General features: G+C 40.2%; 27 protein-coding genes. 12 read left to right on the forward strand and 15 right to left on the reverse strand.

Translation table 11 applies throughout. The features are described 5' to 3' along the window. The first annotated feature begins 65 nt into the window (after nucleotides 1-65). The 4 genes from DSM08_RS15585 to DSM08_RS15600 all read left to right on the forward strand — a co-directional run bounded on the left by DSM08_RS15585 (nucleotide 66) and on the right by DSM08_RS15600 (nucleotide 6,786). Complete coding sequence (locus DSM08_RS15585; protein WP_149527010.1) at nucleotides 66-2,462, forward strand: ABC transporter permease; 2,397 nt, start codon at nucleotides 66-68, stop codon at nucleotides 2,460-2,462. Between the two features lie 227 nt (nucleotides 2,463-2,689). Then, the gene (locus tag DSM08_RS15590) at nucleotides 2,690-5,074 is read left to right on the forward strand and encodes an ABC transporter permease (RefSeq protein ID WP_149527011.1); all 2,385 of its coding nucleotides are present in this window, start codon (nucleotides 2,690-2,692) and stop codon (nucleotides 5,072-5,074) included. Between the two features lie 159 nt (nucleotides 5,075-5,233). Continuing rightward, the gene (locus DSM08_RS15595) at nucleotides 5,234-5,899 is read left to right on the forward strand and encodes an ABC transporter ATP-binding protein (protein ID WP_149527012.1); all 666 of its coding nucleotides are present in this window, start codon (nucleotides 5,234-5,236) and stop codon (nucleotides 5,897-5,899) included. Nucleotides 5,900-5,937: 38 nt separating this feature from the next. After that, on the forward strand, nucleotides 5,938-6,786 hold the full coding sequence (locus tag DSM08_RS15600; RefSeq protein ID WP_375542865.1) for a transglutaminase-like domain-containing protein: 849 nt from the start codon (nucleotides 5,938-5,940) through the stop codon (nucleotides 6,784-6,786). Between the two features lie 359 nt (nucleotides 6,787-7,145). Here the strand turns inward: DSM08_RS15600 and DSM08_RS15605 are convergent, their stop codons facing one another. The 10 genes from DSM08_RS15605 to DSM08_RS15650 form a co-directional block, all read right to left on the reverse strand. Then, on the reverse strand, nucleotides 7,146-8,735 hold the full coding sequence (locus DSM08_RS15605; protein ID WP_149527014.1) for a M28 family peptidase: 1,590 nt from the start codon (nucleotides 8,733-8,735) through the stop codon (nucleotides 7,146-7,148). A 22-nt stretch (nucleotides 8,736-8,757) separates the two neighbouring features. Beyond that, nucleotides 8,758-9,195 carry a ribose 5-phosphate isomerase B gene (rpiB, locus tag DSM08_RS15610; RefSeq protein WP_149527015.1) on the reverse strand — a complete coding sequence of 146 codons (438 nt, stop codon included), beginning with the start codon at nucleotides 9,193-9,195 and terminating at the stop codon, nucleotides 8,758-8,760. Between the two features lie 9 nt (nucleotides 9,196-9,204). Next, nucleotides 9,205-10,074 carry a twin-arginine translocase subunit TatC gene (gene tatC / locus DSM08_RS15615; RefSeq protein ID WP_149527016.1) on the reverse strand — a complete coding sequence of 290 codons (870 nt, stop codon included), beginning with the start codon at nucleotides 10,072-10,074 and terminating at the stop codon, nucleotides 9,205-9,207. Between the two features lie 92 nt (nucleotides 10,075-10,166). Then, nucleotides 10,167-11,528: an acetyl-CoA carboxylase biotin carboxylase subunit gene (gene accC / locus DSM08_RS15620; RefSeq protein WP_149527017.1), complete on the reverse strand. Its 1,362-nt coding sequence runs from the start codon at nucleotides 11,526-11,528 to the stop codon at nucleotides 10,167-10,169. Nucleotides 11,529-11,587: 59 nt separating this feature from the next. Continuing rightward, entirely contained in the window at nucleotides 11,588-12,073 is a 486-nt protein-coding gene (accB, locus tag DSM08_RS15625) for an acetyl-CoA carboxylase biotin carboxyl carrier protein (protein WP_149527018.1), read from the reverse strand. A 67-nt stretch (nucleotides 12,074-12,140) separates the two neighbouring features. Then, the gene (locus DSM08_RS15630; protein WP_149527019.1) at nucleotides 12,141-13,130 is read right to left on the reverse strand and encodes a beta-ketoacyl-ACP synthase III; all 990 of its coding nucleotides are present in this window, start codon (nucleotides 13,128-13,130) and stop codon (nucleotides 12,141-12,143) included. 5 nt (nucleotides 13,131-13,135) lie between these two features. Further along, entirely contained in the window at nucleotides 13,136-14,074 is a 939-nt protein-coding gene (gene plsX / locus DSM08_RS15635; protein WP_149527020.1) for a phosphate acyltransferase PlsX, read from the reverse strand. Between the two features lie 105 nt (nucleotides 14,075-14,179). Next, on the reverse strand, nucleotides 14,180-14,371 hold the full coding sequence (gene rpmF, locus DSM08_RS15640; RefSeq protein ID WP_149527021.1) for a 50S ribosomal protein L32: 192 nt from the start codon (nucleotides 14,369-14,371) through the stop codon (nucleotides 14,180-14,182). A gap of 15 nt (nucleotides 14,372-14,386) precedes the next feature. Continuing rightward, nucleotides 14,387-14,926 (reverse strand): YceD family protein, encoded by a 540-nt coding sequence (locus tag DSM08_RS15645; protein WP_149527022.1) that lies wholly within the window; start codon nucleotides 14,924-14,926, stop codon nucleotides 14,387-14,389. 74 nt (nucleotides 14,927-15,000) lie between these two features. Then, on the reverse strand, nucleotides 15,001-15,669 hold the full coding sequence (locus DSM08_RS15650) for an epoxyqueuosine reductase QueH (RefSeq protein WP_246172300.1): 669 nt from the start codon (nucleotides 15,667-15,669) through the stop codon (nucleotides 15,001-15,003). Between the two features lie 136 nt (nucleotides 15,670-15,805). Between DSM08_RS15650 and DSM08_RS15655 the strand changes: the two genes are divergently transcribed. The 5 genes from DSM08_RS15655 (at nucleotide 15,806) to DSM08_RS15675 (ending at nucleotide 20,147) form a co-directional block, all read left to right on the forward strand. Then, nucleotides 15,806-16,840 (forward strand): hypothetical protein, encoded by a 1,035-nt coding sequence (locus DSM08_RS15655; protein WP_187773884.1) that lies wholly within the window; start codon nucleotides 15,806-15,808, stop codon nucleotides 16,838-16,840. Nucleotides 16,841-17,401: 561 nt separating this feature from the next. Continuing rightward, complete coding sequence (locus DSM08_RS15660; RefSeq protein WP_149527024.1) at nucleotides 17,402-18,220, forward strand: ATP-binding cassette domain-containing protein; 819 nt, start codon at nucleotides 17,402-17,404, stop codon at nucleotides 18,218-18,220. Next, complete coding sequence (locus DSM08_RS15665) at nucleotides 18,217-19,005, forward strand: hypothetical protein (protein WP_149527025.1); 789 nt, start codon at nucleotides 18,217-18,219, stop codon at nucleotides 19,003-19,005. Before DSM08_RS15660 ends, DSM08_RS15665 begins: the two co-directional genes overlap by 4 nt. After that, entirely contained in the window at nucleotides 19,006-19,365 is a 360-nt protein-coding gene (locus DSM08_RS15670) for a GntR family transcriptional regulator (RefSeq protein ID WP_149527026.1), read from the forward strand. Next, nucleotides 19,362-20,147, forward strand: coding sequence for a hypothetical protein (locus tag DSM08_RS15675; protein WP_149527027.1), 786 nt, complete (start codon nucleotides 19,362-19,364; stop codon nucleotides 20,145-20,147). Before DSM08_RS15670 ends, DSM08_RS15675 begins: the two co-directional genes overlap by 4 nt. Nucleotides 20,148-20,271: 124 nt before the next feature. On the opposite strand, the gene DSM08_RS15680 is transcribed toward DSM08_RS15675, so the two are convergent. Continuing rightward, nucleotides 20,272-20,826 carry a ferritin gene (locus tag DSM08_RS15680; protein ID WP_149527028.1) on the reverse strand — a complete coding sequence of 185 codons (555 nt, stop codon included), beginning with the start codon at nucleotides 20,824-20,826 and terminating at the stop codon, nucleotides 20,272-20,274. A gap of 224 nt (nucleotides 20,827-21,050) precedes the next feature. On the opposite strand from DSM08_RS15680, the gene DSM08_RS15685 reads away from it, so the two are divergent. Then, a complete protein-coding gene (locus DSM08_RS15685; protein WP_149527029.1) occupies nucleotides 21,051-21,977 on the forward strand; it encodes a DnaJ C-terminal domain-containing protein in 927 nt (308 codons plus the stop codon). Nucleotides 21,978-21,980: 3 nt separating this feature from the next. Further along, a complete protein-coding gene (locus DSM08_RS15690; RefSeq protein ID WP_149527030.1) occupies nucleotides 21,981-22,256 on the forward strand; it encodes a chaperone modulator CbpM in 276 nt (91 codons plus the stop codon). Between the two features lie 88 nt (nucleotides 22,257-22,344). Here DSM08_RS15690 and DSM08_RS15695 read toward each other — a convergent pair whose 3' ends face one another. From DSM08_RS15695 to arfB, 4 genes are all read right to left on the reverse strand, one after another. Further along, nucleotides 22,345-22,830 carry an energy transducer TonB gene (locus DSM08_RS15695; RefSeq protein WP_149527031.1) on the reverse strand — a complete coding sequence of 162 codons (486 nt, stop codon included), beginning with the start codon at nucleotides 22,828-22,830 and terminating at the stop codon, nucleotides 22,345-22,347. Nucleotides 22,831-22,965: 135 nt separating this feature from the next. Continuing rightward, complete coding sequence (locus tag DSM08_RS15700; RefSeq protein ID WP_149527032.1) at nucleotides 22,966-24,174, reverse strand: M56 family metallopeptidase; 1,209 nt, start codon at nucleotides 24,172-24,174, stop codon at nucleotides 22,966-22,968. Between the two features lie 17 nt (nucleotides 24,175-24,191). Beyond that, nucleotides 24,192-24,563: a BlaI/MecI/CopY family transcriptional regulator gene (locus DSM08_RS15705; protein WP_149527033.1), complete on the reverse strand. Its 372-nt coding sequence runs from the start codon at nucleotides 24,561-24,563 to the stop codon at nucleotides 24,192-24,194. 223 nt (nucleotides 24,564-24,786) lie between these two features. Next, a complete protein-coding gene (gene arfB / locus DSM08_RS15710; protein WP_149527034.1) occupies nucleotides 24,787-25,194 on the reverse strand; it encodes an alternative ribosome rescue aminoacyl-tRNA hydrolase ArfB in 408 nt (135 codons plus the stop codon). Nucleotides 25,195-25,286: 92 nt separating this feature from the next. On the opposite strand from arfB, the gene bshA reads away from it, so the two are divergent. Beyond that, the gene (bshA, locus tag DSM08_RS15715; protein WP_149527035.1) at nucleotides 25,287-26,435 is read left to right on the forward strand and encodes an N-acetyl-alpha-D-glucosaminyl L-malate synthase BshA; all 1,149 of its coding nucleotides are present in this window, start codon (nucleotides 25,287-25,289) and stop codon (nucleotides 26,433-26,435) included. Nucleotides 26,436-26,465: the final 30 nt, after the last annotated feature.

Below are 26,465 nucleotides of genomic sequence, written 5' to 3' on the forward strand. Positions count from 1 at the left end.
AATAATGAATAAGTTTCATCAACTATAGGTCTTAATACTAACTACTAAATACTAAATACTACAAAATGTTAAAAATAGCCTTTCGCACTATATTAAAAACAAAGTCTTTGACTTTTGTTCAGATCTTCGGGTTCTCTATCGCGATAGCGACAGCTACCATTCTATTCTTAACGGCCATGTTTGAGCTATCCTTTGACAAATTCCATAAGGATATTGACCGAATTGGTGTTGTCTACATAGAGACCAATACAGCTAATGGTACTAACTATAACACCAGTGTTGCTGCGCCATTAGCACCATTAATGAAAAAAGAGCTTCCTAATGTAGAAGAAGTCAGCAGGCTTTTAAACGGCAATATCTTATTGCGAAATGGGGACAAAGAACTCCGAAGCAATAATAAATATGTTGACCAGTCTTTCTTTTCGATGTTTGATTTCGAACTGATCGCTGGGAATAAAACAGCACTTGATAATCTTGATGGACTTGTCATTGACGAAAACACCGCAACAGCGCTGTTTGGAACGACCGATGTTGTCGGCAAAACTGTCGAATTTAATCAAACTGGAACCTGGGAAAACAATGTTGTCACCGCCGTGACAAAATCTGTTCCAGCGAATTCTAGCATACAATTTAACAGTTTAACGCGCTTTGAGAAATCACCGCAATACCAAGAGCGGATGAATGAGTGGACCCACAAAGACCATACGTTATTAGTGAAAGTAAAGTCTTCCAAATTGGATGATCGGAAATTTGCAGACGCTACGAGATCCTTTGCTCAAGTACATTACAACGATGAGATTACCAAGCTGAAAAGAGATGGCGCAAAGCCTGATGAACATGGCGCCTATATCAATATTCATTTGCTCCCGCTGTCGGATTTGCATTTAACGAGTGTTGAATATGGGTCGATAGAAAAAACGCCATTCCCATGGATACTCCTTTTGATCTCCGGACTCATCCTGTTTATCGCGGGTTCTAACTTTGTCAATCTGTCTTTAGCGAACTCCTTAAGTCGCATTAAAGAAATTGGTACAAGAAAAACAATTGGAGGCACTACCTTCCAACTTTTCAAACAACTGTGGTTAGAATCGTTTATCATTTGTGTAATCGGATTGATTCTAGGAATTCTATTCGCCACGCTACTATTACCGGAATACAATGCGACGCTAGGTTACCACTTTAAGATAGCGCAGCTCTTTGACCCTGTGAATATCGCTGTATTTCTTACTGCTTTCCTTATTTTGACATTGATTACCGGAGGCTATCCTGCCCTCCGTATGGCTCGCGCCAATATCATCCAAAGTCTCAAAGGCACGGGAAAGATAAAATCAACTCCAATGCAGAATAGTTTGACGGTATTGCAATTCGCTATCGCTATCATCCTATGTATTGCGACCATTGTAATCAGCTTTCAATTGCACTACCTTACGAACCGACCTTTGGGCTTTAACAAGAGCGAGGTAGTCAGCATTCCTATTGGCAATAGTATTGATGGTCAACAAGCATTAGAACGCATGCGTATTGAACTAGCTGCTCATCCTTGGGCAAAAAGTGTCAGCGGATCCGATATTAACCTGGGTCGAGGACGGGACAATAGTACATCGACGAGCAGATTCGGATTCGATCATGAAGGCAAAGAGATTATCACGAACTTCCTAAGGATAGATTATGATTATCTGAAAACCTTGGATATCAAACTCATTGCCGGTAGAGATTTTAACAAAAGCTTTGGAACTGATACCAATGCTGTGCTTATCAACAAAGAAATGGCATTAGCTGTTGGCGGAGAAGATGCAATATTAGGGAAACCATTAGGAATGGATGGATCGCCGACAGTAATCGGCATTGTCGATAACTTCAACTTTCAAGACTTAAAACAACAAGTCGGCCCCTTGACCATGTCTGTCAATCCCAATATATTCCCTGTGCAATATATCTTTGTTCGCGTGGAGACTAATGATCTCGCCAAAACACTGGAAGATGTTGAGTCCATCTGGAAAAAAGTCAATCCACGCTCCAATATTGACGCAAGTTATCTCGACGAGAATACGCAAAATCTATATAAGAACGACCGACGTTTTGGGAAAATAGTGATTACTGGAGCATCGGTAGCTATCGTTATCTCTTGCCTTGGTTTATTCGCTTTGACCGTGCTTCTGATCAATGGAAAGATCAAAGAGATCGGAATACGGAAAGTATTAGGATCCTCGATCAGCAATATCATTCTATTGCTGTCCAAAAACTTTATCAAGCTGATCAGTATCGCCTTCCTAATCGCCGCACCTATCGCTTGGATAGCGATGAACAAATGGTTGCAAAGCTTCGCCTTCCGTATAGAAATCGAATGGTGGATGCCTGCCCTAGCAGGGCTAATCGCACTAGCTTTCGCTATGCTTACCATCGCTTGGCAAACCTATAAAGCGGCGCGCGTCAATCCGGTGGATAGCTTGAGGGATGAATAATTTAGACTTTAGATCTAAGACATTAGACATTAGAGCATAGTGAAACAGCAAGTATCTAGTGTTCGAAATTGGACTGAGACTGTTCGAAAATGAACGAACAAAGGGAACAAAATAAAACAAAAACACTATAAACCAACACATTACAATATTGGCAAAGCCATTGCAACTCGGATAATACCGTCTTCAAGCTCTAAAGTCTAGTATCTTATGTCTAATATCTAACATAGATGTATCTAAAAACAGCATTCCGAAATATCAGGAAAAACAGAGGTTTTTCATTGATCAACATCCTTGGATTTAGCTTAGGAATAACATGCTTCTTATTATTAGCAGGATATATCTATCATGAGGCTAACTACGACAGGTTCTTGGGGAACTCAGAGCGGATAGCCTTGGTGAGTGCGGCATTTAAATCGGGAGAAAGTAACGAATTCCAACAAAGCAGTGTTACTCCTACAGCCGTAGCACCCTTATTGATGCGTGAGTTTCCGGAGGTCGAAAAAGCCGTGCGTGTTTATCAGTATAACGATGCAGCATTGGTTAGAAAAGGAAATGACTGGCTGAAGGAAAGCAAACTTAAGTTTGTAGACCGTGAATTTCTGGAAGTATTCGACTATCCTGTTATCGCCGGAGATGCCAATACTCCACTTGTTAACCCAAATGCTATTATTCTAACTAAAGATCTGGCCGATAAATATTTCCAGAATGCAGATCCCATTGGCAAAACACTGCGAATTGATGATACCGACCGAATTGTGACAGCAGTGATTGACAATCCTCCTACCTACTCGGAAGTCCAGTTCTCTGGCCTTTTATCTAACGTTGGGCTAGAACGCTATAAGAAGGAAGATTGGGGAGCCGCAAATGATGTTACATTTATTCTATTAAAAGATCCGAGCCAACTTAGCGCACTTGAAAAGAAATTCAACACCCGCATCGGGGAAATGTTCAAAGAGGCTTTCACCAACGGATTTTCCATCAAAATGAATATGGAAAGCCTGCCGAGGTTACATTTGCATTCTAAGGCTGCGGGTTCTGGACAGATAGTCTATATCTACGTATTTGCCTGTCTTGCCCTCGCCCTATTGCTAATCTCCTGCATTAACTTCATGAACCTCTCTCTCGCTCAGGCGCCCGAAAGAGCAAAAGAAATTGGAGTAAAAAAAGTATTAGGTGCTCGTAAAGACACAATCTTCAAACAGTTCCTTTTTGAAGGTAGTTTGATGGTATTCATCAGTCTAGTGATCGGATTTGTACTGGCCTATTTATTGTTTCCATTTTTTGCCAAATACCTAGGTTCGGAAATGCAGTTGCAAGTATGGAAAGAACCATTATTCTTTGTCGCAATCATTGTATTCTTCATCACGCTATCGCTATTAGCTAGCGGATGGCCGGCATGGTTGATAGCACAATACAGACCTATAAAAGCACTGAAGGCTAAACTCTCTACGCGATCTTCAAAATTCAACATTGGCAATGTTCTGATAACTATCCAATATACCGTCTCCATCTTTTTGGTCATCTGTACATTCTTCGCTTACAAACAGATGCAGTTCCTGCAAAATACGGATACGGGCTTGAACCGAGAGCGCATTGTTGTATTGGATGGAGACGTATGGAGCCAGCAAGAAAGGGAAACGATGAAGACGATGTTGCTCGGAAAGAATACAATAAAATCGGTATCTGCGTCCTATGATTCCCCTGTAGACATACAGGGTGGATATACCATTACTGAAGCCGAAGGAAAGGCCAATGATTTCTCATTAAGTATTACTGCTATTCCTATTGAAAAGGATTTCTTGTCGGTATTCGAGATACCGGTATTAGCTGGAGAAACCCTAACGGATGCCGATATTCTGAAAGCAAGAGATACATCCGACAACCGTTCGGTAGCATTTGTAATCAATAAGCTTGCAGCGCAGAACTTAGGCTGGACTCCAGAACAGGCTATCGGAAAAAGATTAGTCCTCAACGGTCGAAAAGGAAATATCAAAACAGTGGTCGACAACTTCAACTTTGCATCGCTCCGCGACGAGGTAAAGCCTGTCGTATTATTCCCTGAATACAACTACTTTGGAAATATATTCGTTAAAATACAGGATCAAGCCGACAGCAGACAAGCGCTCGCAGAAATGGAAACCGTATGGAAATCAATGAAACCGAATAGCACATTTGAATACCATTTCTTAGACGATGATTATGCTAAATTATATCAGCAGGAGCAGCAAACCACTAAGATCATGCAGCTATTCGCCTTCATTACCATCAGTATTGCCTGCATCGGATTATTCGCATTATCAGCATATGCAACACAAAAACGCGTTAAAGAGATCGGCATACGCAAGGTATTAGGTGCCTCAATTGGCAAAATTGTCAGAATGTTGACCAGCGATTTCATCAGCCTAATCTGCATTGCATTTCTAATAGCCGTACCTTTAGGATTTCTGGCAATGAATAAATGGTTAGGAAACTTCGCTTATCATACCAACATGGACTGGTGGGTATTCGTTTTAGCTGGTCTCATGACGCTGTTTGTGTCATTCCTGACGATAGGATCCCATGCTATTAAAGCCGCAAAGGCAAACCCGGTAGACAGCTTAAGAGATGAATAACTTAGATTTTAGATCTAAGACATAGCAAAGTGGGAGAGCAAGTATCAATTGTTCAAAATTGGATTGAGACTGTTCGAAACAGGACAAATAAAGAGAACAAAATAAAAAAATAACAAACATAGGTCTGACTACTAAGTACTAAATACTAACTACTACAAAATGATTCGTCTAGAAAACATATTCAAATGGTATAACCTAGGAAGTACAAAATCTTTTGTACTCAAAGACATCAATTTAGAGATCGAAGAGGGCGATTTTATCTCCATTATGGGACCTTCAGGATCTGGAAAATCGACACTATTAAATGTCATCGGCATGCTCGACGAGCCTAATGAAGGAAAGTACTTCTTTATGGACGAAGATGTTTTGGCAATGAAAGCCAAGAAGCGTAATCAGCTATTTCAATCACATATTGGCTATGTCTTTCAATCGTACCATCTAATCGATGAATTAACAGTTTATGAGAATATTGAAACCCCACTTATATATAAAAACATGTCCTCTTCGGAACGTAAAGCCATCGTCAGCGACATGCTGGATCGCTTCAACATCGTTGGCAAGAAAGACCTGTTTCCAGCACAGCTATCCGGTGGTCAGCAACAGATTGTAGGTATTGCACGTGCATTAGCTGGCTCACCCAAATTGCTCCTAGCAGATGAGCCTACGGGAAATCTAAACTCCAAACAAGGCGAAGAAATTATGGAATTGTTCAAGCAGTTGAATAATGATGGCGTGACGATTATCCAAGTTACACACTCAGAGAAAAACGCCGAATATGGTAAAAGGATAATCGACTTACTCGACGGTCAGATCGTAAAGCGTTAAGCCATTCTTGTATATATGTCTTTATTTCCTTAAATTTAATTGTGAATGAGAAGGAAATAAAGGCACTTATATCCTTATTGGATGACCCGGATAAAGGAATCTTTCAGGAAATTGAACATAAACTCATTACCTGTGGACCGGAAGTAATTCCTTTATTGGAAAGCTCATGGGAATCCTCATTCGACCCACTCTCGCAAAGCCGAATCGAAAATATCATCCATAAAATACAATTCGATCAGGTTAAGAACGATTTACAACTCTGGAAATTAAACAATCAGGAAGATCTTCTTGAAGGTCTATTGATTATCAACCGCTACCAATATCCCAATCTCAACGAAGATCAGGTGTACTACCAGCTGGCAGAATTACGACGCAATGCCTGGTACCACTTGATGTACGACATGAGCCCATTGGAACAGGTCAAACTCCTAAATAATATCATCTTCCGCGAATTCGGACTGTCAGGAAATACCTCTAGTTACCATGACCCTCAGAATTCTTTTATCCACAAGGTGCTCGAAACTAAAAAAGGCAATCCAATTAGCCTTGCTTGTATCTATGCCCTTGTTGCTCAGAAATTAGATATACCAATTTATGGAGTAAACTTACCGAAGCATTTTGTCCTCGCCTTTATGGATAGCCAAGACAATGATAAGGTAGCTTTTTACATCAATGTATTCAATCGCGGGCAAATCATGCGCGAAGAAGATATATTTGCCTTCCTAAGACAGCTAAATCTTCCCCTTTCTGAAGAATACACCCTACCCTGCGACAACTTAGCCATCGTCAAGCGTGTGCTACGGAACCTCGTCGCTGCATACGAACATATCGATAACGCTGAAAAACGCATGGACATCGAGCTATTGCTGGGTTTACTTGAAGATTAGATACTAGACTTTAGATATAAGATTTTAGATATTAGAGCATTGTCTTGAACCAGGAAAGGAAGGATTTTAGGATGAGTAGGATCATGGTCATCGCTTAATCTTTTCTTTCCAGGTTCAGAACAGAAATTAGATATCAGACTTAAGATATTAGACTTCAGATCCGATCCTGACTATCCTTAAATTCTTCCTTTAATCGTTCAAAGACAATATGTCTATGCCCTTTAAGCTTCCTTCCTCTACTGATTCAAACAAACTTTCCTCCCTTTCCTACCGTTTCAAACAAGAAAAATCCACATAAAAAAAGGGCACCTTATCGGCGCCCTACTCTAATATCTAAAATCTAATGTCTAACATCTCATTTATAAAGCCTCTGGCTTTTTATCAACTACTAGTCTGTTATCACGGTTTGCGATTTCCCATGCTGTGTGGAATACTAGTTTCTCACGTTTGGTCATCATATTGAAATCGATACGATCAACTGTATCGTTTGGTGTATGATAATCTGGGTGCAAGCCCGAGAAGAAGAAGATTACAGGAATACCGTGCTTTGCTAAGTTATATTGATCTGAGCGGTAGTAAATACGCATTGGATCCTTAGGATCATCATACATGTAATCCAATTCCATTTGCGTATAAGTCTTATTAGCTTCCTCGTTGATCGCTTTCAGCTCGCTGCTCAACATATCCGAACCAATGGCATGGATATAATTGTGATTTCCTGCTAGGTGCTTGTCATCGATACGACCGATCATATCCATATTCAAACAAGTAACGGTATTTGCTAATGGGAATATAGGGTGCTCTGAATAGTAGCTAGAACCTAACAAGCCTTTTTCTTCAGCCGCAAAGCCCATGAAAAGAATCGTTCTTCTAGGTCCATGTCCATCTTTTTTAGCCGCAGCGAAAGCTTTCGCTAACTCTAATACACCTACAGTACCTGAACCGTTATCATCAGCACCAGGGAAGAACGTTCCGTCAGGTAGAATACCATCGTGATCGTAGTGGCCAGAGATAATTACAATCTCATCCTTCTTATCTGTTCCCTCAATTACGCCCAATACGTTTGGATCATTGAACTCTTCTGCCTTTACGCCCATCTTCGCTTTAACATCAGCTTTGACAACGAAAGAGTTCGGTTTCTTAGAAGTGTTGATCTTTGCAAGCGCCTTCTCAACCGTAGTTTTCTTTGTTGCTAAGACCTGGTTCGCTGTCTCTAATGTGATATTCACTACTGGAGCTGCTGTGCTGCCTGTAGATTGACTCTTCTTTTCCTCAGAGCGCAACATGAAGCGACCACCTGTTAAGCGACCTCCAAAGCGAGCAATCATATCAGAAGTCTGTTTGCCGGTAGCAATAATAAGCTTCGGCTGCAACTTCATCAATTCTTGTGCTTTCTTAAAGCGGCTTGTAGCCCAGTCCGATTGGTTTTTAGTACCAGTTATGAGCGAGTTTCCATTATTATCCGTTGGCTCTCCATCGCTTATGAACATCACTATCTTTCCAGCAATGTCAAGACCTTTTAAATCATTGTACTTCTCCGATTGAATACCATAGCCTACAAATACAATCTCATTAGCATCAAAGCTCGCTAGATCATTCGACCCTTGAACGAAGAAATCTTTTCCATTGGTGAATTCGTGCGTATTGATCTTGAATTGCTCAACAGCATACGAAGACTTTTCTAAAGCGACAGGTTGAAAATATGAACCATTCACTGCAGGCTTTAAACCAAGTTCTTTGAAGGTGTTAGCAATATATTCTGCTGCTTTCTGACCACCCTCTTGTCCGGTGCCACGTCCTGCATATTCTTTAGACGTCAGCGTCGTCAAATGGGCTTTTGCCGATTCTACAGTTAATAGCTCAGCATATTTACTTTGTGTAGGATTCTGTGCCATCGAGCAACTGAACATTGCTGGTAGCAAGAATGACAGTACTAAATATTTCCTCATAATCTATGATTTAAATAATGGATTAGGAACAAGCGATTTTGTTCACTCGGTTCTCATGACGACCGCCTTCAAAGTCGGTAGTTAAAAACGTTTTTACGATGCGCTTCGCAAGATCTAAATCAATGAAACGTGCTGGAACACAAACAACGTTTGCATTGTTATGCTGACGTGCTAATGCAGAGATTTCCTCCAACCAACAGATTGCTGCACGAATTCCTTGGTGTTTGTTTGCTGTGATAGCAACGCCATTCGCCGAACCGCAAATCAGGATACCCATATCATTCGACTGATCTTCAACGCTGCTCGCCACAGGGTGAGCAAAATCAGGGTAATCAACTGAATCTGTAGAATAGGTACCGAAGTCTTGAACGGTATAACCTAATTCCTGTAAAAATTCAATGATCGCTGCTTTATATTCAAAACCAGCATGATCTCCACCAATTGCAATTTTTTTTGACATGATATGTTATTAACTGTTATAGAATTCTTTTTCCGCTTGTTCTCTCGCTCGTTTTACATTCGCCGAAACCATAATACTCAATTCATATAAAATGAACATAGGCGCAGAAACCGTCAATAGGGTAATGACATCTGCCGTTGGAGTAATGATTGCAGCAATAACTAAGATAATCACAATAGCGTAACGACGACTAGCACGCATGAACTCTGGAGTCATGATACCAATCTTCGATAAAATAAATATTAAGATGGGAAGAAGGAAGATAATCCCACAGCCCAAAGTTAAAGTCGCGATAGTAGATAGATAGGAGTCAATCGTAATTTGATTCGTGATTTCCTCACTTAAGGATACGTTTGCTAAGAAGTTTACCGATAAAGGAACTACGATATAGTATCCAAATAAAGCTCCGATAATAAAAAGTATCGTCGCATAGAATACGAAACCACGCGCCGATTTACGCTCAATATCCGTCAATGCGGGTTTGATAAAAAGCCAAACCTCAAACAATAAATAAGGGAAGCCCAAGGCTACCGCCATTAGTAAACAGGAGTTGATCTGAAGCATAAACTGCCCGGCTAACTCGGTGTTAATGATATTGAAGGGAATTTTTTCCACGCAGAAACCGGCTAAGTTAAGCGCATCCCCTACTTTACACATCATACGATACGTCCAGAAATTCAGATTCTTTGGCCCCATGATGATTTCGTTGAAGACAAAATCATAAAAGGTGAAAGATAAAATAGCAAAAATAGTAACCGCGATTACCGCACGGATAATATGCCAACGAAGTACCTCAAGATGATCAAAGAAAGACATCTCCGATTCAATATTCTTGCCTTTGTTCTTTATAGCTTCGATTAATTTTAGATTCTTGGACATGTAAGTTTATGTACGTGTAAATTGTTCGTAAGAAAACAAAAAATACCATTCTTCGCAAGAAGAATGGCATTTTTGCTTATGTAAAATAAATTTTATACAACTTCCTCATCAGGATACTGCGTCAGGTCGAAAGTCTCCATAAATTTAGTGGTAAAATTACCAGCTCTAAAGTTAGGATCACGCATTAGACGTAGGTGAAGTGGAATTGTTGTTTTCACACCCTCGATTACAAATTCGCTCAATGCGCGTTCCATTGTGTTAAGCGCCTCTTCGCGAGTCTGTGCCACACAAATTAATTTCGCAATCATCGAATCGTAGTTCGGTGGAATGGTATATCCAGAATATACGTGCGTATCTACACGAACGCCATGACCTCCTGGAGAGTGGAAGTTCGTAATCTTCCCTGGCGACGGACGGAAATTATTAAAAGGATCTTCCGCATTGATACGACACTCGATAGCATGCATGGTTGGCTCATAGCTCTTTCCTGAAATAGGAATACCTGCTGCTACCTTAATTTGTTCTTTAATTAGATCGAAGTTGATTACTTCTTCAGTTACCGGGTGCTCTACTTGAATACGCGTATTCATTTCCATAAAGTAGAAATTACGGTGCTTGTCTACCAAAAACTCGATAGTACCCGCTCCCTCATACTTCACTGCCATTGCACCTTTGATAGCTGCTTCGCCCATTTTAGCACGCAACTCTGGCGTAATAAATGGAGATGGAGCTTCCTCTACCAATTTTTGGTGACGACGTTGGATAGAACAGTCACGCTCCGAAAGGTGACATACTGTTCCATATTGATCTCCGATCACCTGGATCTCGATATGACGTGGGTCTTCCACATATTTCTCCAAATAGATACCGTCGTTTCCGAATGCGGCACCAGCTTCTTGACGAGCTGAATCCCATGCTGGTTCAAACTCTTCATCTTTCCATACGATGCGCATACCACGACCACCACCACCGGCAGTAGCTTTCAAAATGATAGGATAGCCCATGTCGTTGGCAAGCTTAAGTCCCGTTTTCACATCAGGCACCAAACCATCCGAACCCGGAACCGTTGGAACACCTGCTTGCTTCATCGTTTCTTTTGCCGAAGCCTTATCACCCATTTTTTCGATCTGCTCCGCAGTAGCACCAATAAATTTGATACCGTATTCCGCACAGATAGCAGAGAACTTCGCGTTTTCCGAAAGGAAACCGTAGCCTGGGTGAATAGCATCTGCATTTGTTAATTCTGCAGCTGCAATGATATTAGGAATATTTAAATAGGAATCTTTACTTGCTGGCGGACCGATACAAACTGCTTCATCTGCAAAACGTACATGCAGACTATCGCGGTCTGCGGTAGAATATACCGCAACACTTTGAATACCCATCTCTTTACACGTTCGGATAATTCTTAATGCGATCTCGCCCCTATTGGCAATTAATATTTTTTTAAACATAGTTCTGAATGATGTAATACTTTAATCCTGAGCAATAATGTCTGCGAGCAGACGACAGATTAGCTAGGATCTACCAAGAATAATGGTTGATCGTATTCCACAGGTTGTGCATCATTAACTAAGATTTTCACGATTTTACCAGAAACCTCCGACTCAATCTCATTGAAAAGTTTCATCGCTTCTACAATACACAATACTTTACCAGGAGCGATTTCATCACCAACATTCACAAATGACCCTTTATCCGGACCTGGAGAACGGTAGAAAGTACCGATGATAGGAGACTTAACCGTGATATACTTCGATTCATCATCAGCTACTGGTGCTGCTGCAACTGGCGCTGCCGCTGCCGGAGCCGCTGCAGGTGCTGCCGCTACTGGAGCCGCAACTGGCGCTACTGCAGGAACTGAAGCTGTAACGTAAGTTGGTTCTTGATTTGTTTTAATAGTGATCTTGAAATCTTTCTCTTCGATAGAAACTTCATTAACACCCGATTTCGAAACAAATTTGATTAAATCTTGAATTTGTTTAATATCCATACTCATATGCTAGTAGGTTAGTTTATTTAATGTGAAAAAATTGTTAACTGTAAAGGTAATAAAATCCCGGAGATTAGTATGCCCATTTTAAATAAACGGAACCCCAAGTAAATCCACCGCCAAAGGCCGCTAGGATTAAATTATCGCCTTTTTTCAACTTGCTCTCCCATTCCCATAAACACATAGGAATCGTTGCGCTTGTTGTATTTCCGTATTTCTGGATATTCACCATTACTTTTTCTTCTGGCAGTCCAGCGCGCTCTGCTGTCGCATCAATAATACGCTTGTTTGCCTGATGTGGAACTAACCAAGCTACATCGTTCGCAGTTAGGTTGTTACGATCCATAATTTCAGCAGCAACATCAGCCATATTTGTAACGGCAAACTTAAATACTGTGCGTCCCTCTTGGTAAGCATAGTGCAATCCTGCATCCACCGTTTCGTGGCTCGCAGGGTGTAATGAACCGCCTCCTTTAATATTCAGGTATTGTCCTCCCGAACCATCAGTACGCAGGATAGAATCCTGAAGTCCATTTCCTTCTGTATCCGGCTCTAATAACACACATCCACATCCATCGCCAAATAAGATACAGGTATTTCTATCGGTATAGTTGACAACCGATGACATCTTATCACCACCAACAACTAATACTTTTTTGTGTTTGCCCGACTCGATGAACTGAGCACCGGTAGTTAATCCAAATAAGAAACCCGAACATGCTGCTTGTAGGTCATATCCCCACGCATTTTTTGCTCCAATCTTATCTGCGAGGATATTCGCAGTAGCTGGAAACAACATATCTGGTGTACTGGTACAGAAAATAATCAATTCGATATCCTCTGCAGAGATTCCTCTTTTTTCTAGAAGACCCTTTACTGCAGGAACGGCTAAATCAGAAGTCGCTTTATTCGGATCTTTTAGAATTCTTCTCTCGCTGATACCTGTGCGGCTTACAATCCACTCGTCGTTGGTATCAACCATGGTTTCCAACTCTTTGTTGGTAAGGATATAATCCGGAACATAACCATTTACAGCGGTTATCGCCGCATGAATTTTCGACATATCAATTAATTAAAAGCTGATCTGATCTTCTCGATAAATTGAGAAGCAATCATATCTCTTGACAATAAAACCATATTTTTAATAGCCTCAGGAGTTGATATACCATGGCCAATAATAACTGGAGCATTTACACCTAGAATAGGGCTTCCTCCATATTGCTCGTAGTTAAAGCGGTCGAAAAAAGGATCTTTCATCCCTTTTTTCAAGGTAACCACATAAAACGACTCAGCAAGTTTTAGAACCACATTCCCGGTATAACCATCACAAACGACAACGTCCGCATGATCAGTGAACAAGTCACGGCCTTCTGCGTTTCCAATAAAATTGATCTTATTGTTTGCTTTTAATAATGGGTAAGTTGCAACAGTTAGGTTATTTCCTTTTTCCTCTTCTTCGCCAATGTTTAGTAAACCAACTTTCGGGCTTGGGATGCCATATACATGCTCGGCATATAAACTACCAAGCAATGCAAATTGATTCAACATTTCAGGCTTACAGTCTGCGTTTGCACCAACATCAAGCAGGATTCCGAATCCTTCTTTTAATTTAGGAACATTGGTAGCAATTGCGGGGCGTAGCACTCCCGGGATGGTCTTGACACTGAACATAGCGCCAACTAACATGGCTCCGGTATTTCCAGCTGAAGAGAAAGAGTCTATCTCACCGTTTTTTAATAATTCAAAACCTTTTGCAATGGATGAATCGGGTTTTTGTGTGATAGCTTTGGTTGGATGTTCGTGCATGCTGATATTTTCAGGAGCATGAACATAATCAAATTTTGAGGGGTCGGATCCCGCCGCTTCAATAGCTTTTTTGGTGGCTTCTTCGTCGCCAAATAACACTATGCGTTGAGATTCGTCTAGCAATTGTTGAGCTTCGATAGCACCTTTGATATTTGAGTCCGGTGCATAATCTCCCCCCAATACGTCTAATCCAATCTTCATTCGTAATTATTTAGAATATTCAATAATACGCAAAAAACATCCCAAAGTAAAGTGAATAATATAAAATATTACACTTTTTTGGGATGTTTATTCTGAATGATGTCGTTAGACAGTAGCAGTATTTTCGATAATTAATTTACCGTTGTAGTATAAATTACCGTCTACTGTGTAAGCACGGTGTGGTGTATGAACCGCGCCAGTTTCTTTACAAACTGTTAAGCTAGGTAACTCAGCTTTATAGTGTGTTCTTCTTTTGTCTCTTCTAGATTTAGAAGTTTTACGTTTTGGATGTGCCATCTCGTATTTCTCGTTTTAGTTATTCTTAATATTTTTTAATGCTTCCCAACGTGGATCGATGTTCTCATCGTCCGCTATTGATGATTCTTCGTCTTGCTCGTTTTGAATCATATTCAACATCTCCGGATCGCAGCTGATGTTTTCGCCCTGCTCACTACATTTAGTGTATGGCGGAACAGCAACATTGATATATTCATATAGCAACGGAGCAATGTCTAGTTCGTAATCGTTTTTAGATAACATAACGACCTCTTCGGTATCGTCTTGCCAATCTTCTTCCGAAAACTTAATCAGAGCGCGCTCTTGAATATGAATCGGAGCGTCAAATTGAGATAAACAAACGTCACAAGTAAGCTTCATGCTGCCTTTGATATCAAAATTGGCAATCAGCATATTCTCCTGTTTCTGTAGTTCAACTACAACTTTTAGGTCTCCTTCCTTTATCAAGGAATGTTCGTAACAAGCAAAGAACTTCTCATCTACTTCAAAGTCAAAACTGTGTTTACCTGTCGAAAGACCTGAAAATGGTATTCTATATTTTTTTAGATACTTCACAATCCTGCATTTGAGCCTGCAAAAATAACGATTAATAAAGTATAAACGAAATTTATTTTAAAAAATCCTTATACCTATTCGTAATAGTTTTTTCCTAATTCTATTTTATCGCGATTATTCGCCATACGCCACTTATTCGTGTCGCGAAGCGAGTAGGCACAACCGCAGTATTCCTGCATATAGAAGCGTTCGCGCTTGCTGATTTCTAGCATACGCGCCGAGCCTCCCTTTTTACGCCAATTAAAGGTCCAGTATTCCATGTCAGGATAACGCGACGCTGCACGAACCCCACAATCATTAATCTGGCTCATCGTTTTCCAACGCGAAATACCTAAGGAACTGGAAATAACATCGAAGCCATGCGCCGCGGCATACTCCGCAGTCTTCTCAAAGCGCATATCAAAGCACATCGTGCAACGAATACCGCGCTCCGGCTCGTTTTCCATACCTTTAGCAAGTTCAAACCAATGGTCTACATCATAGTCCGCGTCGATAAAGGGAATATTATGCTTTTCCGCAAATCGAATGTTCTCTTCCTTGCGTAAATCATATTCCTTGCGTGGATGGATGTTGGGGTTGTAAAAATAGATCGTAAATTCGATGTCCGAAGCAACCAGCGCTTCCATCACTTCCCCCGAACATGGTGCACAGCAGGAATGTAGCAATAGTTTCTTCCCTTCGTTGGGCAATTCCAACTTCTCCCTTACAAATTCTTTATTATCCATTGCATTCAATTCAATCATGCAATGTTACATAAATACCTTTATTTAATCAAATTAACATTTCTTGACGCTTCCATCTGCGCCTGAATAGCGATAAATTTTTACATTTGTAATAAAATAAAAAAACATGAACTTAAGATGGATTTTCGCGCTAGCTATGATAACAACACTAATCGGAATTGTTGCTTGCGAGCGTGATGATGACGAACCTTTTGTAAATAGAGATTTTTCTAGATTGTATATCTCATTCTCTGATTATTCTACCAATCCGCAAGTAGCGAGCCCTACCAACATTGGCGTGATCAAACGAGCAGACTCGACAAATTTTGCCGATGTTAATAACTTTCAGCCATTTCAATCCCGTACTTTCGGAGGCAATGCGATCAGCTTCAGTCCTGCCGCGCAGCGTGTATTTATGAGCTCTATTAATCAAGTTGTATCCGACACGAGCTTACAGATCTTTATGGTAGGCCCCGAAGGCAACCTAGCTAATAATGGAAAGATCGATAACAAACATGCCAATAAAGTAACAGGTTTAGTATATTATCCCAGCGTAGATGTACTATTCGGTATAGATGTTTCTACATCGACAATCATATCATACGATATTCCAAAGAATAGAACGGGGTATATGAAAGTGTCGCGCCGTTTCATCATTGAAGACGAGCTCTTGCCGTGGGCACTTGCCATTCACAACAACATCATGTATGTATCTCGAAACGGAACAAATGGTGGGGTCGATATTTATGAAGGACTAATTTCTCGCAGAACAGATACACTCTACAACGATGTTAAACCTACGAGATCCCTTCGTATTGCGGATACGCACAATATTCAAGGGATGTCGCTTGACACGGTAAACAATACCCTAGCATTAACCGACTATACGACATCAGGAACCACATCAACCGGGAGAATCCTTCTATTTGAAAACTTTTCTGAGTTAGCAAAAAATGGAGGCAATATTACCCCTACGCGCATCATCACCGGTCCAAATACTGGATTGATACGTCCGTCAGATGTCGCCCTAGATTTCAAAGAAAACTCTAAATATCTGTATGTTGCCGATCCGGGAGCCAAGAAAGTATATCGTTTCTTAAAAACGGCCGAAGGAGATGCCGAACCAGATAGCGAATTCTCTTATCGCAATGGCGCATCAACACCTGTTGGGTTGTCTTTAGACTCGCGATAGGAAAATCTTTATAACGATACAGTCCAGCATGCAATCATGCTGGATTTTTTTTGCCTATAATTTTATTGCAAAGGGGAATGCTATGTGGAATGCGTGGTTGGAGCCGTCGTTGGATTCAATATGGAGTACACTATGGAATTCATCGAGGAATCGGTAGAGGAATTACGTTTTGTAATACAATGTGGAATACGTGGTTGGAGCCCTTTAGTGAATGGGCTCTACGCAGTTCGTCATATTTACTGCCTAAATAGTTGATTGCATAATTGTTTTCATTAAGCCCATATATTTAATCCATTTTGTATAGCACCTTCTCGAAACTTCTTCGACATAAAGCCCTTTCAAAACCCTTTCAAACCCAAATCATAAGCGCTCGGAATTGGGTTTGATTGGGCTTTATATTGGCATTTAAAGGTCATTAACTGGACGTTGATAGTTAGATGCGTCCTTTCATCCTGAAACACAAGCTGTTTCACTACATTATTTTTATTTTCTACTTGCATTTTCAAAATCAATTTTTACATTTGTAGTGTATTAGTTCATTAATACACTAAAACTTAAATTATGTTGAGCATCAAATCACTATCTTATTCCTACAAAAAGAGGAAGCGGGTGCTAGAGGAAATCAGCACAACGCTAAAACCCGGTCATATCTACGGACTTTTAGGTTTGAACGGCGAAGGCAAAACAACTTTGTTAAAATTGATGGTCGGTTTATTACTGCCAAAAGAGGGGAATGTGTTTTTCGGAACATTGAAGAGCGCTGATCGTTCTGCGGCATATTATAACGAGGTGTTCTACTTATCTGACAGCAGCAAGCTACCTGATATGAATATTGAAGCTTTCGGAAAGATATATGGAGCTTTCTATACCAGATATGACCATCAGGAATATATCAACAACCTGAAGTCATTCAATATTCCTATCGAAAATGGTTTACGAGAACTGTCTTTAGGCCAACATCGCAAAGTGCATCTCGCCTTTGCATTAGCCTGCAACACGTCAGTATTGCTTATGGACGAACCAAGCAATGGCCTTGATATTCCTTCTAAGGGAATCTTCAGAAAATTGTTGGCCAAGTCAATGTCGACTGATAAGATCTTTGTGATCGCTACCCACCAAATTCGAGACGTCGATAATCTGTTCGACCATCTGCTGATCTTAAACGAAGGCAAGCTACTTATCGATGCGAACCTATTTGACTTATCAAAAGAATATAGCATCACAAGAACCCCGGAACCGGAAGATGAAATTGTCTATAGCCAACAGGAATTTGATGGAGCAGTCCATCTTGTTAAAACGACGGCGCCAAACGAGGCAAAACTCGATATTGAATTCCTGTTTAATGCTTTTACTAAATCAAACCAAACTGTAGAACTATGAGAACCTCCCTATTATATACAAAAACCATCTTATTAGGTAATCGGTACTTGCTAATCTCCATTCCATTGCTTGCAATAATTGGATTTGTTGGGTTATTCTTGCTGACCTGGAACCATTCATTTGAGTTGATGGAAGCTACAATCAGCGACGCGGGAATTGTAGATTACAATGCTGCTATGCAATTGGCAGGCTATTCTTATTTCGAACCCAGCATTGTCCTTGTATTCGTATTACCGTTAGTACATTTACTATTACTTCAGAAATTGTACTATAGATTCTATGAACTGTCCCTTCCGGTAAGTCCTGCTCAACGGTTTTTATCGTATTTGATTACAGCGGCAATCATTTACGTAGCGAACCTATTGATCATTATTTTGCTAAACTATTTGACACAAGTTTATTTTCAAAGTCGCTATCTAGAGGTATGTACAGAAGCGTTTGATAAATTGGGTTATCTATACGAAGGAATACGTGAAAACAGCATACTAAATAACGCCAACATTAATTACCCCTTAATGAAGATTGGGTTATTCTTTTTTGTCTTGTTGCCACTGCATCTATATGCTCTTCTCTATTTCAGAAAATATAGCCTACTGAAATTTATAGGAATTATCACGGTCTTAATGACTATCGGTATCTACTTCCTGAACAAGGTATGGTCCGCCCATCCGTACTATATCAATAACGAATCCTATGTAGAACTATTCCCGATTGTCCTTTATTTATTAGCATCAATAGCATGTTACGTGGGTTTTTATTTTTTATTAAAAGAGAAGGAGGTTTAAATGCAGTTTACAAATGATAAACCCATCTATCAACAGATCATCGATCTAGTGATGGAAAAGATTCTGAAAAAGGAATGGGCCGCTGGGGAAAAAATCCTCTCAGTTCGCGACCTGGGCGCAACTTTGGAGGTAAACCCGAATACCATCATGCGGTCTTACGAAAAACTGCAACAGGATGAAATCATCTTCAATAAAAGAGGCTTAGGTTTTTTTGTTGCAGAAGACGCTCAAGACCGAATTATCGGCCTACGGAAAGAAAGCTTTTTGGAACAAGAAGCGCCACGATTTTTGCAGACAGCAAAATTGTTAAACATATCAATCGATGAAATAACCGACTTATATAACGCTATAGAATTATGAAAAAGTCCACCATTATAATTATCGTCACAGGGTTAACCTTATTCCTTTGCTTTTTTATTTTTCGCCCGATAACAGGTCGCATCCTTGTTAAAGACAAGATTACAAAGGAACCGGCGGATCCAATATCTGCCTTTATGATGGGCTTTAGTGAGCCTGAAACAGCAAAACCAGTTTCCCTTGACAACATTGAACATATTGTGATCAATGGTAAGGGCTTGAAAAACCACACCTTCGTGCGTGTCACAGAGAACGGGAGAAACGAGATTTCTAGATCAAATTATTATTATAAAAAAGAAATAAACTCTGTTGTCAAAGGAAACACGATGATGATCACGCTAAGCGGTCTGACTACAGATAATTTTGAGATTGATGTGGATAGTTTATCCATCAAAACCATTGCGTTAAACAATATCAGGGGCACCCTTTCTATCCATTCGGCAGACAGCGTATTCTACGGACTCAGCAAAGTAACCGTGGGCAAAGGCGCTCAGGTAGATCTTCGGGGAGCGACCGAAAATCGAGAGACTTTAGACCCAAAGTTCCAACTGCTAGGGATGGAAAAATCTATTATTCGTTTGGAAGGTCTATCATTCGCTACATTCAACGCTACTCTTAATAACGCACGCTTAGATTTGATAGAATCAAATGTTGCCGATACGGCGAATATAGCATTGGAGGGTCGCAGTAATATTATTCACCCCGCAGGATTGAAGACCTTCGGAAAACTTACGTTGACCGGAAATACGGATTACTACAACGAGCGAAACGTCAAAAAACAATAGCTATGAACCCTCATCTTATCATCCGACTTATCAGTAGATTGATAAATTTGTTTAATAGTCTTTAAAAAGCATAGGGTTGGACGCAAGCGCCCAACCCTATTATTAAGATTAATAGAGAACTTCTTTATTCTGGGTTATCAGCAGTCGACTCTCTGGACAAAGTCACTTCATCCGGTGCGCTTTCTAAGAATTTATCCAAAGAGAATAGCGACTCATCTGTTGCGCGATCGCCACCCGCAATCTTCAACTTATCGATTAATTGAAGCGCTAGTTTTTCTTCTTCAATCTGCTCCTTCACAAACCACTGCGCAAAGTTCCAAGTTGCCCAATCCTTCTCGTCCATCGACTGATTAACCAGATTGTAGATAGCATTGGTATTATCCACCTCATGCTCGAAAACCATATCGAAGCATTCGGTAATTGTTTTCGGCAATTTGCTTGGTGCCTCGACCGCTTCCACCTTTGGCTCTCCCCCACGCTCCAGAATGTACATCATAATCTTGATCATATGATTCCGCTCTTCCTGCGCATGACGGAAAAGAAAATTTGCAATACCACCATAACCTTTTGTATCGGCCCAAATCCCCAAAGCCAAATAAATCTGTGAGGCTTGGTTTTCTTTTGTCATCTGTTTAATCAGCGATGTTTCCATCGCCTTTGAAAGTCTATTCGTGTTCATAGCTTCAGCTTTTTATTAATCAACAGTAGGCATCTTATATTGTTTCATTTTTTAGACTTTTTTAATCCCTACGAAGGTTGTAAATTTGATTTCAACCCAAAGAAACAATTGCACAGACTACTTGTTTTTTAAGAGAGCGTCTGTTTTCAATGGCCATCAAGGAACTCAAACTTGCTGGTATTGCGATGGAAACATGAAAGTTATAAAATAAATCAATTAGATATATGGCGTTTTTAGATTACTATAAAGTATTAGGATTGGATAAAACAGCCAGCCAGGAGGACATCAAAAAAGCATATAGAAAACTTGCCCGCAAGTTTCATCCTGATTTGAATCCAAATGACGAGGAGGCTAAGAAGAAATTTCAGGAAATCAATGAGGCCAACGAAGTGCTGACCGATCCGGACAAGCGTAAGAAATACGATCAGTATGGCGAAAATTGGAAGCATGGTGAAGAGTATGAAAAGGCGCAGCAACAGTATGGCCGTTCTAATGCCGGACGAGGGGGACAGAATCCGTTCCAGGGCTATGATTTCAACTACGACGGAAACTATGATACGGGCGAGTATTCGGATTTCTTTGAAGAACTTTTTGGCAGTCGCTTTTCGGGGCGCAGCTCCAATCGCAGATCTGCGGGCTTTAGGGGGCAAGACTATAACACAAGTTTAGAATTGACTCTTTTGCAAGCTTCGCAGACGCATCAGCAGACCTTCACTGTGAATGGAAAGAATATTCGTATCACGATCCCGGCGGGCGTGGAAGACGGACAGAAGATTCGGTTGAAAGGTCAGGGCGGCGAAGGAATGAATGGCGGGCCAAACGGCGACTTATACATCACGTTCAGCATTAAAGCGGACCCTAATTTCCAACGGAAGGGGAATGATCTTTATACCAATATATCCATTGATTTAGCGACGGCGCTATTAGGTGGAGAGACCATCGTAAATACCCTGACGGGCAAAATCAACGTAAAGATTAAGGCAGAAACACAAAACGGAGCAAAGATCCGTTTAAAAGGTAAGGGATATCCGGTTTATAAAAAGGATGGTGAATTTGGCGATTTATATGCTGAGGTTCACGTGAAACTTCCGACAAATTTGACTGATGAACAAAAGAAACTTGTTCAACAATTTGCAGACTCAACAAAGTAAGCTATGGAAAAGACATTATTTAAGGTGATTGATATCTGCCGATCGAATAAGATTGAACGGACTTTTATTCAGGAATTGCACCAGAATGGCCTGATTGAAATTATCATCGAAGAGGAAACGGAGTTTATTGAAGAGGAGCAAATACCACAGATAGAACGCTTCTCAAACTGGCATTATGAATTAGAACTTAACGTGCAGGGTATCGAAGTCGTACAGAATTTGATCGATCGTATCGAGAAATTACAACGAGAGGTTAGGTTTTTAAAAGGGGGGGCTTGATCAGCGTAGAGAAATACTGAAGAGCCCTTTAAACGGCTCTTCAGTATTTTCGATTTATTGAAGAAATAGCAATGATGCTAGTACTCATTTAAAAGTTGCCAGACATATTTCTAATACTGCTTTGATTTGATTGTGTTCTCGATTGAGAATTAAGATTAACAGTCACTGGAATAGTGTGTCTTACCTTCACTTTCTTTCCATCCACAACCGCTGGAACCCATTTATGCCTTTTCCCCGCTTTACTAATAGCTCTAACAAGCGCCTCACCACTACCACTACCGATATCTTGCAAAATAACCACATCGGTAATTACGCCCGCCGTATCAACTAAAAAAGCGGCTTCAATTTTCCCGCTTCTTCCCGAGTTAATGACTGCTTTTGGAATTGTAAAGCTTGAATTGACATCTCTTCTAAACGCCTTTTCTCCCTTTAGGGGCGCCGACTGTTGATCAAAAACAACGTTGGGATCAATGGCGTCAACGATCATAATCGATGTGTCGACCTCCTGAGATTTAACTTCATGAGTGAATGCCAATCCAAAAAATAATAAATAAGTTAATATACTCCCTTTCATAATTTAAATGGTTTGATACTAAAATACCAATATTCATATTATAATCCTATTTTAGGTCTTCTAATTGTTATTCAAAGACCTAAAATAGGCACAAGAAAGGTTCTAGAGTCAAACCAAGCCAAAAGGGTTAGTCTACTATTGTTGGGTAAGATCTAATCTTAACGGGATCATAAAGCGGGAGGCTACGGGTTTTCCGTCTTGAATAGCAGGTTTCCATTTCTCCGCTTTCTCAATCGCAGCAATCAATGCCTCACCGGTTCCATGCCCTAAATCTTCTGTGATGATAATATTAGAAATCGCTCCATCTGAACCAATGATAAAATTTGCGACTATTTTTCCTTTTACACCGGCATCAATCGCAGCCTGCGTATAAGTATACTTTTCTTGTACAAATTTCCGGAAATTATCGATGCCACCGGGATAATCAGCTAATATCTCGGGATTGTCGATAAGTGACCCCTCAAATTTTTCTTCCTCTGGTAAATCCAGCAAAGTGATCTCTTCAACCGGAGGTTCTGTTTTCTGTTCTTCCTGTTTACAGTTTACCACAAGGAAAAGCATAAATAGGGTTGCAGGTAGGGTTAATAGGTATATCGCCTTAAATTTATAGGCTGTTTTTTCTTTAAATAACATAGTGATTCTATTTTTCAATAATGAATTATTGGAAAACTCATGTTGTAGCAAGGCGCTTTTGGTATTCATTGCCTGGGCCAGCAAAAGCTCTGCATAGGCAACTTTATTGTCGGCATTCTTTTCGTCGACAATACATTCATGAACAAATTTCATCTCCCGAATCAACATAGGATAGATCGGATTAAACCAATTGAAAAGCCTAAAGATTTCTAATAGGATAATATCCAGCGAATGCCCTTGTTTGACATGTTCAAGCTCATGATTGCGCACTTGTTGTAAATCTTCGTCTTGTAATTCCTTGCTTAGCACAATCTTTCCAAAGAATGAAAAACTGCCTTTGGCAGACCCTGCCCCTATCGTTCTCAATAATGCCACAATTCGGTAGAGAAACCAAGCGCTGAACATAGCAACCCCAAGCCAATACATTGCATTTAATGTTTGGAAGCTCAGAATATCCCATTGATCAGCTGATACTATATCGGCTTCAATAGCTTGTTGATTTGCCCCGATCGTTATTTCGGGGATCTCTACAATCATCATCTCGGGCATAGGTACTTGTACGTAAAGTCCCATGGGAATAAGATATGCGGCGAACAAGCTGCCCAATAGGAACCAACGATTCCATTGGAAAAATGTTAGCTTTCGTAGTCCTAACCAGTAGATTAGGAAAAAGACGATCAGCGCTATATTTGAAAGGATTAAGTATAGCATGGCTCAAGTATTTGGGTTTAAGATTTATGCTTCTGTATTAATTTCAAGATTTCGTCCATGTCCTTGACGTCGAGCTTCTTTTCTTCTAGAAAAAAAGACAACATGCTGCTGGCTGAATTCTCAAAATAACCTTGCAAGAGTTTTCCTGTGATTAACTTCTTGTATTCTTCTTTTTGGATCTTCGGAAAATAGCGATGGCTCTTCCCAAAAGACTCGTGATCCACAAAACCCTTGGTCTCAAGAATCCGAATGATGGTTGAAACAGTATTATAAGCAGGTTTCGGCTCCGGAAGCATGTCGATGATCTCTTTCACAAATCCACCATCACGATCCCACAACGCTTGCATGATTTGCTCCTCAGCCTTCGTAAGTTCTTTTAATTCGTCCATACTGGTATTGATAAATTATAAAAAGACAATATTGCCTATAATCGATTATAAGACTAAGGTATAACTAATAATTTAGTTATACAACTAAATTATTAGTTATAAAAGGAAGATTTAAGAATAACATGCTGTAAATAAAGACTATAAATTCATCAAAAAGACATATTAAGTCTGTAACAGCTTATTCCAAGGGAGAGAAATGTGAGTTTTGAATGATTGGAATTTGCTACTCATGCCGCCATCGCCTATCCGCTTTTTTATCGGATTGCATTTTTTTACGATCTAGTCGGGCTATGATTTTAGATTTGGGAATCTTTGTCGGAATACGAGGTTTATCTACCTTTAATGCTTCATCCAGAATATTCAGAAATCGTTCAATTACGATTTCTTTGTTCTTGATTTGGCTTCGATCACTTGAAGCATCAAGCAATAGTTCGCCTTCTTTATTGATTCGATTAGCTAAACGCTCTTTGAGCAAGGTCTTTTGTTCGTCGGTAAAAATAGAAGAAGCATCAACATTCCAAATAAGCATAACCTTAGAAGAAACTTTATTGACATGCTGCCCTCCTTTTCCGCCCGCTCTTGATGTTTTAAATTGAAGCTCCTCGATCAGTTTTGTTGTTTGTTCATCCATTTGTAATAAAAATAGAATATTTCTGCCTGTCGAAAAAATATTAATGCGGATTTATAAAAGCATCATTATCTTTATGGAAGAAAACGAAACGTATGAAGATAGGAATTGTCTGTTATCCAACATTTGGTGGAAGTGGGGTGGTTGCCACAGAATTAGGAAAAGCATTAGCCAACGAAGGGCATCAGGTACATTTCATCACATATAGCCAACCTGCCCGTTTGGATTTCTTCTCCGAAAACCTTTTTTATCACGAAGTCTCTATGGCGCAATATCCATTATTTGACTTCCCTCCCTACGAAACAGCACTGGCCAGCAAGATGGTTGATGTTGTTCGTTTTGAAAAATTAGACCTATTGCATGTGCACTATGCAATTCCACATGCATCAGTTGCTTTCCTTGCAAAACAGATCCTAAAGACCTATGGAATCGATATACCTGTCGTAACGACATTGCACGGCACAGATATAACGCTGGTAGGCAAGGACAAGAGCTTTAGCCCGGTTGTCACTTTCTCGATCAATCAATCGGATGGCGTGACGACCGTTTCAGATAATCTTAAAGAACAGACCCTGCAGTACTTCGACGTCACACAAGATATCCAAGTAATACCCAACTTTATCGATCTTAAACGCTTCAGCAATAAGAATCATGAGCATTTCAAGAAAGCCATAGCGCCGAACAACGAACGGATATTGGTGCATACCTCCAATTTCCGGAAAGTAAAGCGTGTGGAAGATGTCGTGCGCATTTTTGAGAAAGTGAACAAGGTTATCCCAAGTAAATTATTGATGGTTGGGGATGGTCCGGAGCGTCGTAATGCAGAGGAATTAGCCCGCGACCTCGGGATCTGCGATGTGATCCGTTTCTTAGGGAAACAAGATGCTATCGAAGAGATCTTATCGATCTCCGATTTGTTTTTGATGCCTTCTGGTTCAGAGAGTTTCGGACTAGCTGCATTAGAGGCTATGGCCTGCAAAGTTCCTGTTATTTCTTCAAATACTGGCGGTTTGCCGGAATTAAATAAGCAGGGCTTCAGCGGATTCCTAAGCGATATCGGAGATATCGATGATATGGCAAAAAATGCGATTCATATTCTTGAAAACGATGCGACTCTTGCTGAATTTAAGGCGAATGCCTTGGTGAGGGCACAGGATTTTGAACTTAGTAAAATAGTTCCAAAGTATGAGGAATTTTACCGTCAAGTAATCGAATCGTCAAAAAATCAGAATAAAACTGTTTAACCGATGTTAAAAAATCCTATCTTTGGCTTT

This window comes from Sphingobacterium hotanense, from assembly GCF_008274825.1.
Classification (GTDB): domain Bacteria; phylum Bacteroidota; class Bacteroidia; order Sphingobacteriales; family Sphingobacteriaceae; genus Sphingobacterium; species Sphingobacterium hotanense.